This is a genomic window from Rhodococcus gordoniae (genome assembly GCF_001646655.1).
GTDB lineage: Bacteria > Actinomycetota > Actinomycetes > Mycobacteriales > Mycobacteriaceae > Rhodococcus > Rhodococcus gordoniae.
Map to the genome: position 1 here is coordinate 94,366 of NZ_LPZN01000003.1, position 9,539 is coordinate 103,904.

A 9,539-nucleotide genomic window follows, 5' to 3' on the forward strand; every position below is an offset into this window, starting at 1 on the left:
GAAGAGAAGAGGGCGGGACCTTCGTCGTCTACTACGGCAGCGAACTACCGGTAGTCGTTGGAGTAACCGTAATCGTCCAGCGGCACTGCAGCACCGGTGTTCTGGCCGAAGCCGTCCGGCGAGTAGTACTGGTCGTCGTACGCCGGGATGGCGTACGCGGCCGCGCGGGCCTCCTCGGTCGGCTGGACCTCGATGTTCCGGTACTTGTTGATACCGGTACCGGCGGGGATCAGCTTGCCGATGATCACGTTCTCCTTGAGACCGATCAGCTTGTCCGAGCGGCAGTTGATCGCCGCATCGGTCAGCACTCGAGTGGTCTCCTGGAAGGACGCCGCCGACAGCCACGAGTCGGTGGCCAGCGAGGCCTTCGTGATGCCCATGAGGACCGGACGGCCGGCAGCCGGCTCGCCACCCTCCTGGACCACACGACGGTTCGCAGCCTCGAACTCGCTGCGCTCGACGAGCGAACCGGGCAGGAACTCCGTCGAGCCCGAATCGATGATCGTCACGCGACGCAGCATCTGGCGCACGATGACCTCGATGTGCTTGTCGTGGATCGACACGCCCTGGCTCCGGTAGACCTCCTGGACCTCGTGGACCAGGTGGACCTGAACCTGACGCGGGCCCATCACGCGCAGCACCTCGTGCGGATCGGCAGAGCCTTCGAGCAGCTGCTGACCGACCTCCACGTGGTCGCCGTCCGAGAGAACGCCCTCGGTGCCGTCGGCCTTGCGGATGACGTGCAGACGCTGACGCTTGGACAGCTTGTCGTACACGACCTCCTCGCCACCGTCGTCGGGGATGATCGTGATCTTGTAGAAGCGATCGTCGTCCTCGAGACGGATGCGGCCGGAGACGTCGGCGATCGGGGCCTTGCCCTTCGGGACGCGGGCCTCGAACAGCTCCTGGACACGCGGCAGACCACCGGTGATGTCCTCACCGACGCCACCCTGGTGGAAGGTACGCATCGTCAGCTGCGTACCGGGCTCACCGATCGACTGGGCGGCGACGATACCGACGGCCTCGCCGATGTCGACGAGCTTGCCCGTCGCCATCGAACGGCCGTAGCAGGTCGCGCACACGCCGGTGCCGGTGTCGCAGGTCAGGACCGAACGGACCTTGACCTTCTGGATGCCGGCCTCGAGCAGCGCCTCGATCGCCGGGTCACCGAGGTCGGAACCACGCTCGACGACGACGTTGCCGTTCGCGTCGACCGCGTCCGTCGCCAGCGTACGGGCGTAGGTGCTGGTCTCGATGTGAGCGTCGCGCACGAGCTCGCCGGTCGGCTGACCGGTCGCGTCGCGGGCGAGCTCGGCGATGGTCATCTCGATGCCGCGCGGCGTGCCGCAGTCGACCTCGCGGACGATGACGTCCTGCGAGACGTCCACCAGACGACGGGTCAGGTAACCCGAGTCGGCGGTACGCAGAGCGGTATCGGCCAGACCCTTACGCGCGCCGTGCGTGTTGATGAAGTACTCGGCGACGGTCAGGCCCTCACGGAAGGAGGACTTGATCGGGCGCGGGATGAACTCGCCCTTCGGGTTCGTCACCAGACCCTTCATGCCTGCCAGCGAGCGGATCTGGGTCATGTTGCCCGCAGCGCCGGACTTGACGATCGTGGGGATCGGGTTGTCGTCCGGGTAGTGCGCCTCCATGACCTGACCGACCTCTTCGGTCGCTTCCTGCCACAGCTTGACGAGCGAATCGCGACGCTCGTCCTCCGAGAGCTTGCCTCGGTCGTACTGCCGCTGGATGGCATCGGCCTGGGTCTCGTACCGCTCGAGGATGTCCTTCTTCTCCGGCGGAACGAGCACGTCCGCCATCGAGATGGTGACACCCGAACGCGTGGCCCAGTAGAAGCCGGCGTCCTTGAGCTTGTCGACGGTCTGCGCGACGACGATCATCGGGTACCGCTCGGCCAGGTCGTTGATGATCGCGGCCTGGCGCTTCTTCGGCATGATGTCGTTGACGAACGCGTAGTTCGTCGGCAGCAGCTCGTTGAACAGCACGCGACCGAGGGTGGTCTGCGCGGTCCACGGCTCACCGTACTTCCAGCCCTCCGGGAACAGCTCGTTCTCGACGTCGCGCGGCGGACGCAGCTGGGTCAGACGCACCTTGATCGGAGCCTGGACCGACAGCACACCGCGGTCGACGGCCATCTGGGCCTCGGCCGGCGACGAGTAGACGCCCTGCTCGGGCTCGTCGGCGGTCGCGGCCGTGTAGGCACCGGGGGCGTCCTCGACCAGACGGGTCAGGTGGAACAGACCCGTCACCATGTCCAGACGCGGCATGGCGAGCGGGCGGCCCGATGCCGGCGACAGGATGTTGTTCGACGACAGCATCAGGATGCGGGCCTCGGCCTGCGCCTCCGCCGACAGCGGGAGGTGCACGGCCATCTGGTCGCCGTCGAAGTCGGCGTTGAAGGCCTCACACACGAGGGGGTGCAGCTGGATGGCCTTGCCCTCGACGAGCTGCGGCTCGAACGCCTGGATACCGAGGCGGTGCAGGGTGGGAGCACGGTTCAGCAGAACCGGGTGCTCGTTGATGACCTCTTCGAGGACGTCCCACACCTGCGGGCGCTGACGCTCGACCATGCGCTTCGCGGACTTGATGTTCTGCGCATGGTTGAGGTCGACGAGACGCTTCATCACGAACGGCTTGAACAGCTCGAGCGCCATGAGCTTCGGCAGACCGCACTGGTGCAGCTTGAGCTGCGGACCGACGACGATGACCGAACGGCCCGAGTAGTCGACGCGCTTGCCGAGCAGGTTCTGACGGAAGCGACCCTGCTTGCCCTTGAGCAGATCGGACAGCGACTTCAGCGGACGGTTACCGGGACCGGTGACCGGCCGGCCACGACGGCCGTTGTCGAACAGGGCGTCGACCGACTCCTGCAGCATCCGCTTCTCGTTGTTGACGATGATCTCGGGAGCGCCGAGGTCGATCAGTCGCTTGAGGCGGTTGTTGCGGTTGATGACGCGGCGGTACAGGTCGTTGAGGTCGGAGGTCGCGAAGCGGCCACCGTCGAGCTGCACCATCGGACGCAGTTCCGGCGGGATCACCGGCACGGCGTCGAGCACCATGCCCATGGGCGAGTTGCCGGACTGCTGGAACGCCGCCACGACCTTCAGGCGCTTGAGAGCACGCAGCTTCTTCTGGCCCTTGCCGCTGCGGATGGTCTCGCGCAGCGACTCGGCCTCGGCGTCGATGTCGAAGTTCTCGATGAGCTTCTGGATCGCCTCGGCACCCATGGCACCGGTGAAGTACTCGCCGTAACGGTCCTGGAGCTCGCGGTAGATCATCTCGTCGACGATCAGATCCTTCGGCTTCAGCTTCGTGAAGGTCGTCCAGATCTCGTCGAGACGGTCGAGCTCGCGCTGCGCGCGGTCGCGGAGCTGACGCATCTCGCGCTCGCCGCCGTCCTTGACCTTGCGGCGGACGTCGGACTTGGCGCCCTCGGCCTCGAGTTCGGCGAGGTCGGCTTCGAGCTTCTGCGCCCGGGCCTCGAGGTCGGCGTCGCGCTGATCGGCGACCGACTTCTTCTCGACCTCCATCTCGGCTTCGAGAGTGGAGAGCTCGTTGTGGCGCAGCTCGTCGTCGACGGACGTGATGACGTACGCGGCGAAGTAGATGATCTTCTCGAGATCCTTCGGCGCGAGGTCGAGCAGGTAGCCGAGACGGCTCGGCACACCCTTGAAGTACCAGATGTGGGTCACCGGAGCGGCGAGCTCGATGTGACCCATGCGCTCGCGGCGGACCTTGGCGCGGGTCACCTCGACGCCGCAGCGCTCGCAGATGATGCCCTTGAAGCGGACACGCTTGTACTTGCCGCAGTAGCACTCCCAGTCCCGGGTGGGACCGAAGATCTTCTCGCAGAACAAGCCGTCCTTCTCGGGCTTGAGCGTGCGGTAGTTGATGGTCTCGGGCTTCTTGACCTCGCCGTACGACCAGTTACGGATGTCCTCGGCGGTGGCCAGGCCGATCCGGAGTTCATCGAAGAAGTTGACGTCGAGCACGTAACTTCCTTTCCCCTGTGCGGGTTGTATTGCTGCTAGTTGTCGCTATCGCTGCCGGGACCCGACGCGGTACGCCTCCGAAAGACCGGTTCGGCGTACCGCATCGGGTCGGCTCCTAGTTCGCGAGGTCGTCGACCGTGGCCGACTCGTTGCGGGAAAGGTTGATGCCCAGGTTGGCGGCCGCCCGCTCGAGGTCCTCGTCGTCGCCGTCGGCCATCGCGATGGCCGCACCGTCGCTGGAGAGCACCTCCACGTTCAGGCACAGCGACTGGAGTTCCTTGAGGAGCACCTTGAACGACTCGGGGATACCCGGCTCGGGGATGTTCTCGCCCTTGACGATGGCCTCGTAGACCTTCACGCGGCCGACCACGTCGTCGGACTTGATCGTGAGCAGCTCCTGGAGCGTGTAGGCGGCACCGTAGGCCTGCATCGCCCAGCACTCCATCTCACCGAAGCGCTGACCACCGAACTGCGCCTTACCACCGAGCGGCTGCTGCGTGATCATCGAGTACGGGCCGGTCGAACGCGCGTGGATCTTGTCGTCGACCAGGTGGTGCAGCTTGATGATGTACATGTAGCCGACCGACACCGGGTACGGGAACGGCTCGCCGGAGCGACCGTCGAACAGCGTCGCCTTGCCGTCGGGACCGACCATGACCTCGCCGTCGCGGTTCGGCAGCGTAGAGGACAGCAGACCCGTCAGCTCCTCCTCGCGGGCACCGTCGAACACCGGGGTGGCGATGTTGGTGTCGGGCTCGGCGGCGAGCATCTCCTCGGAGAGGTTCTGCGCCCACTCGGGACGGCTGCCGTCGCCGGCCACCTGGATCTGCCAGCCGGCCTTGCCGATCCAGCCGAGGTGCGTCTCGAGCACCTGACCGATGTTCATACGACGCGGAACACCGTGGGTGTTCAGGATGATGTCGACCGGGGTGCCGTCGGGCAGGAACGGCATGTCCTCCTGCGGCAGGATCTTGCCGATGACGCCCTTGTTGCCGTGGCGGCCGGCGAGCTTGTCGCCGTCCTGGATCTTGCGCTTCTGCGCCACGTACACGCGGACGAGCTCGTTGACGCCCGGAGGCAGATCGTCGTCGTCCTCGCGAGAGAACACGCGCACGCCGATGACCTTGCCGTTCTCGCCGTGGGGCACCTTCAGCGAGGTGTCGCGGACCTCGCGCGCCTTCTCACCGAAGATCGCACGGAGCAGGCGCTCCTCGGGGGTCAGCTCGGTCTCGCCCTTCGGCGTGACCTTGCCGACGAGGATGTCGCCGTCGCGGACCTCGGCACCGATGCGGACGATGCCGCGCTCGTCGAGATCGGCGAGGACCTCGTCGGAGACGTTCGGGATGTCGCGGGTGATCTCCTCGGCACCGAGCTTGGTGTCGCGGGCATCGATCTCGTGCTCCTCGATGTGGATCGAGGTGAGCACGTCCTCCTCCACGAGGCGCTGCGACAGGATGATCGCGTCCTCGTAGTTGTGGCCCTCCCACGGCATGATCGCCACGAGCAGGTTCTTGCCGAGCGCCATCTCACCGTTCTCGGTGCAGGGGCCGTCGGCGAGGACCTGGCCGGACTCGACGCGCTGTCCCTCGTCCACGATCGGACGCTGGTTCGAGCAGGTGCCCTGGTTCGAACGGTCGAACTTGCGCAGACGGTAGGTCTTGCGGGTTCCGTCGTCGGCCATCACGGTGATGAAGTCGGCGGAGACCTCTTCGATCACGCCGCTCTTCTCGGTGACGATGACGTCGCCGGCGTCGACGGCGGCACGCAGCTCCATGCCCGTACCGACGATCGGCGACTCGCTGCGCACCAGCGGCACGGCCTGACGCTGCATGTTCGCGCCCATGAGGGCACGGTTGGCGTCGTCGTGCTCGAGGAACGGGATCATGGCGGTCGCGACCGACACCATCTGGCGCGGGGAGACGTCCATGTACTCGACCTGGTCGGCGGAGACGTACTCGATCTCGGCGCCCTTCTTACGGACGAGCACACGCTCGTCCGCGAAGCGGCTGTCGGAACCGATCGGCGAGTTGGCCTGCGCGATGAGGTAGCGGTCCTCCTCGTCGGCGGTGAGGTACTCGACCTCGTCGGTGACGACACCGTCGACGACCCTGCGGTAGGGCGTCTCGATGAAACCGAACGGGTTGACCCGCGCGTACACCGACAGCGAGCCGATCAGGCCGATGTTCGGGCCTTCCGGGGTCTCGATCGGGCACATGCGGCCGTAGTGGGACGGGTGGACGTCGCGGACCTCGAGGCCGGCGCGCTCACGCGACAGACCGCCGGGGCCCAGCGCCGACAGGCGACGCTTGTGGGTCAGGCCCGAGAGCGGGTTGTTCTGGTCCATGAACTGCGACAGCTGGGAGGTTCCGAAGAACTCCTTGATCGCGGCCACGACCGGACGGATGTTGATCAGGGTCTGCGGCGTGATCGCCTCGACGTCCTGGGTGGTCATGCGCTCACGGACCACGCGCTCCATGCGGGACAGGCCCACGCGGATCTGGTTCTGGATGAGCTCGCCGACCGTGCGCAGACGACGGTTGCCGAAGTGGTCGATGTCGTCGACCTCGACGGGAACCTCGACGCCGCCGGGGACGGTCATCTTGTTCTCGCCCGCGTGCAGGCGCACGAGGTACTCGATCGTGGCGACGATGTCTTCCTCGGTGAGGGTGGACGCCTCGATCGGCTGGCCCGTGTTCAGGCCGAGCTTCTTGTTGATCTTGTAACGGCCCACGCGCGCCAGGTCGTAGCGCTTGTCCTTGAAGAAGAGGTTCTCCAGCAGGGTCTGCGCGCTCTCCTTGGTCGGCGGCTCGCCCGGACGGAGCTTGCGGTAGATGTCGAGGAGCGCCTCGTCGGTGCCCGCCGTGTTGTCCTTCTCGAGCGTCGACATCATGATCTCGGAGAACCCGAAACGCTCGACGATCTGCTCGGTGGACCAGCCCAGCGCCTTGAGCAGCACGGTGACCGGCTGACGACGCTTGCGGTCGATACGCACACCGACGGTGTCGCGCTTGTCGACGTCGAACTCGAGCCAGGCACCGCGGCCCGGGATGACCTTGACGCTGTGCAGGTCCTTCTCGGTGCTCTTGTCGACGTTCTTGTCGAAATACACACCGGGCGAACGCACGAGCTGCGACACCACGACACGCTCGGTGCCGTTGATGATGAAGGTGCCCTTGTCGGTCATCATCGGGAAATCACCCATGAAGACCGTCTGGCTCTTGATCTCACCGGTGTTGTTGTTGATGAACTCGGCGGTGACGAACAGCGGAGCCGCGTACGTCATGTCCTTGTCCTTGCACTCCTCGACGGAGGCCTTGACCTCGTCGAAGCGCGGATCGGAGAAGGACAGGGACATCGAACCCGAGAAGTCCTCGATGGGCGAGAGCTCGTCGAGGATTTCTTCCAGGCCACCGACGACGTGACCGTCGCCGCGCTCGGCAGCCTTCGCGCGCCAGCGCTCCGAGCCGATCAACCATTCGAACGAATCGGTCTGTAGATCGAGGAGCCCGGGAACTTCGAGGGGTTCGCGAATCTTCGCGAACGACACCCTCGTCGGGGCTCCGGGGATTCCGGCTACTGCCTTGGTCTGGCTAGAGACTGCCAAGATGCGTCCTTCCAGCACCTCATGCGGGCCGCTCCAACCGGTGCGACCGCCGCTGTACCTGCTTCTTCATGTGGGGCGTTGTCGCTGGTCGCAACCCGATCGGAAACCCCACCGACACACCGGGACGGACTCGCCCGAACAGGCGAATTCCGACTCGGCGATCAGAAGGTGAACAGGAGGCAGCCAGCGCAAACAACCAACCTACACCTGAGTAGGTGTAATGTCCACAGGGGTGCCTGAAAGAAGCCTGGCAAACGACCGCGAGCGGCTCACGAGGAAGCCTTCAGTCGAACAGGCGTACCGATAGAGTGACCGCTCGCGTCGCCCGCGTCAAGACCGAGTATCCGGAACGATCCGCGCGTCGCGACCGGAGAGACCGCCCCCGACGACGGCGGTCCGCCGTCGTCATCACCGGTCGCGGATCTCCGAGACCAGCCATCGTCCGTCCGACTTCTCCATCCTCACCAGCAGCGGCGCGGCCGCGCTCCCCTGGGCGATGCCGTCGCCGGTGGCACTCACGTTGATGTACGCAGCCACCTCCGCGTGGGTGTCGTCGAGCATCGTCGCGCCGATGTGCTCGACCATCACCTCGGTGACGGTGCGGGTGTCGACCGCGGCCTTCGCGGTGACGTCGGCAGTCGAGTCGAACTCCTCGAGCCGCTCCGGGGTCAGCAGTTCCCGGATCTGCGCGAAGTCCTCGTCGATCGTCCGGTAGTCGTAACCGTGCATCGTCTCGATCGCGGCCTTCGCGGCCTCGGTGACCTCCTGCGTGGCCGCGGTGTCGACCCACGCCGCGTTGGAGACCTCGGCACCGGGACGGAAGGCGGCGACCGCGGCGACCGCGGCGAGCACGACCGCCACCGCACCGACGACGACCACCGGCCGCCACCCACCGGACCCGCCCTGCGGCGCGTCGATGTACCCGGTGTCGCCTGCGGGACGATCGGGTGAGTTCGCCGGCTCGCGCGGGATCGCGGAAGTCCCGGTCTCCGCCCTGACCTCGCTCTCGGTCCGGGGAACCGTCTTCGCCGGCTTCTTCAGGTTCACCTCGGCGGGCCGGACCGGTTCGGGCGACGAGGACGCCGCGTCCGAAGACACGATCGACCGGTCCGGGGCGTCCGAGCGCTCGTCGTCGGCGGGTGTCATCCGGGGTGGCCGGGACGATCCGGCGACCTTCGGCCGGCGGCGCGGGGGTCCGCTCGGGCCGGACTTCCGTCGCTGCGGGGGCACTACACGTTCTCCTTCGTCGACTTGCCGAACATCACGGGCCGGCCTCTCCCTCGGGTGCGGTCTCCGCGCCGGGGACCGGAGCGGGAGCCGAGGGCGTCGCACCGGGCGCCGGTCCCGACTCCATCTCGGCCGATGCGAGCGGTTCGATCGTCTCGGCCTTCCACACATCGCCGTCCTTGCGCAACGACACGAGCACCGGGACCTTGTTCGTCACGAAGTACTCGGGGGTCTCGGTGCGCACCGCGAGCACCACCAGCGCTTTTCCGAGATCGTCGTCGGTGTTGAGCTCGGTGAGCGTGCCGAACAGCACCTCCGCCGACATGCTCGTGCCGGTCTCCGCGACCCGCGCCCGGATGTCCTCCTCGGTCGCTGCCAGATCGTTGCGCAGGGCGTCGCCGGTGATCGACGACCGCATGTTCTCGAGGGACACATCGACAGCGTCGGCGTCGACACTGTTCAGATTGACGGCGGCCTGCATCGCTCCCGACAACGCGGCATCGCGCGTCTCGGCCGCCGCCCGATCCACCAGGAGCGCGTGCCCCCAGCCGTACCCGAACCACACCGCTGCCCCGAGGGCGACGGCGGCGAGCACGGAGACAGCCGCGAGAGCTGCTCTGCGTGCTCCGCCCGCACCTCGCGCATCCGCCGGCGACAGGTCGTCGGCAGACGGGGGCGGGGCGGGCGGAGCG

General features: G+C 66.7%; 4 protein-coding genes. All 4 read right to left on the minus strand.

Annotation, left to right across the window (positions count from 1 at the left end; genetic code table 11):
• Positions 1-44: 44 nt before the first annotated feature.
• Complete coding sequence (locus tag A8G18_RS02145; RefSeq protein WP_064062570.1) at positions 45-4,016, minus strand: DNA-directed RNA polymerase subunit beta'; 3,972 nt, start codon at positions 4,014-4,016, stop codon at positions 45-47.
• Between the two features lie 115 nt (positions 4,017-4,131).
• Positions 4,132-7,638 carry a DNA-directed RNA polymerase subunit beta gene (gene rpoB / locus A8G18_RS02150; protein ID WP_026003030.1) on the minus strand — a complete coding sequence of 1,169 codons (3,507 nt, stop codon included), beginning with the start codon at positions 7,636-7,638 and terminating at the stop codon, positions 4,132-4,134.
• Between the two features lie 390 nt (positions 7,639-8,028).
• Complete coding sequence (locus tag A8G18_RS02155; RefSeq protein WP_064062571.1) at positions 8,029-8,850, minus strand: Tim44 domain-containing protein; 822 nt, start codon at positions 8,848-8,850, stop codon at positions 8,029-8,031.
• A gap of 31 nt (positions 8,851-8,881) precedes the next feature.
• A complete protein-coding gene (locus A8G18_RS02160; protein WP_064062572.1) occupies positions 8,882-9,442 on the minus strand; it encodes a hypothetical protein in 561 nt (186 codons plus the stop codon).
• Between the last annotated feature and the right edge of the window lie 97 nt (positions 9,443-9,539).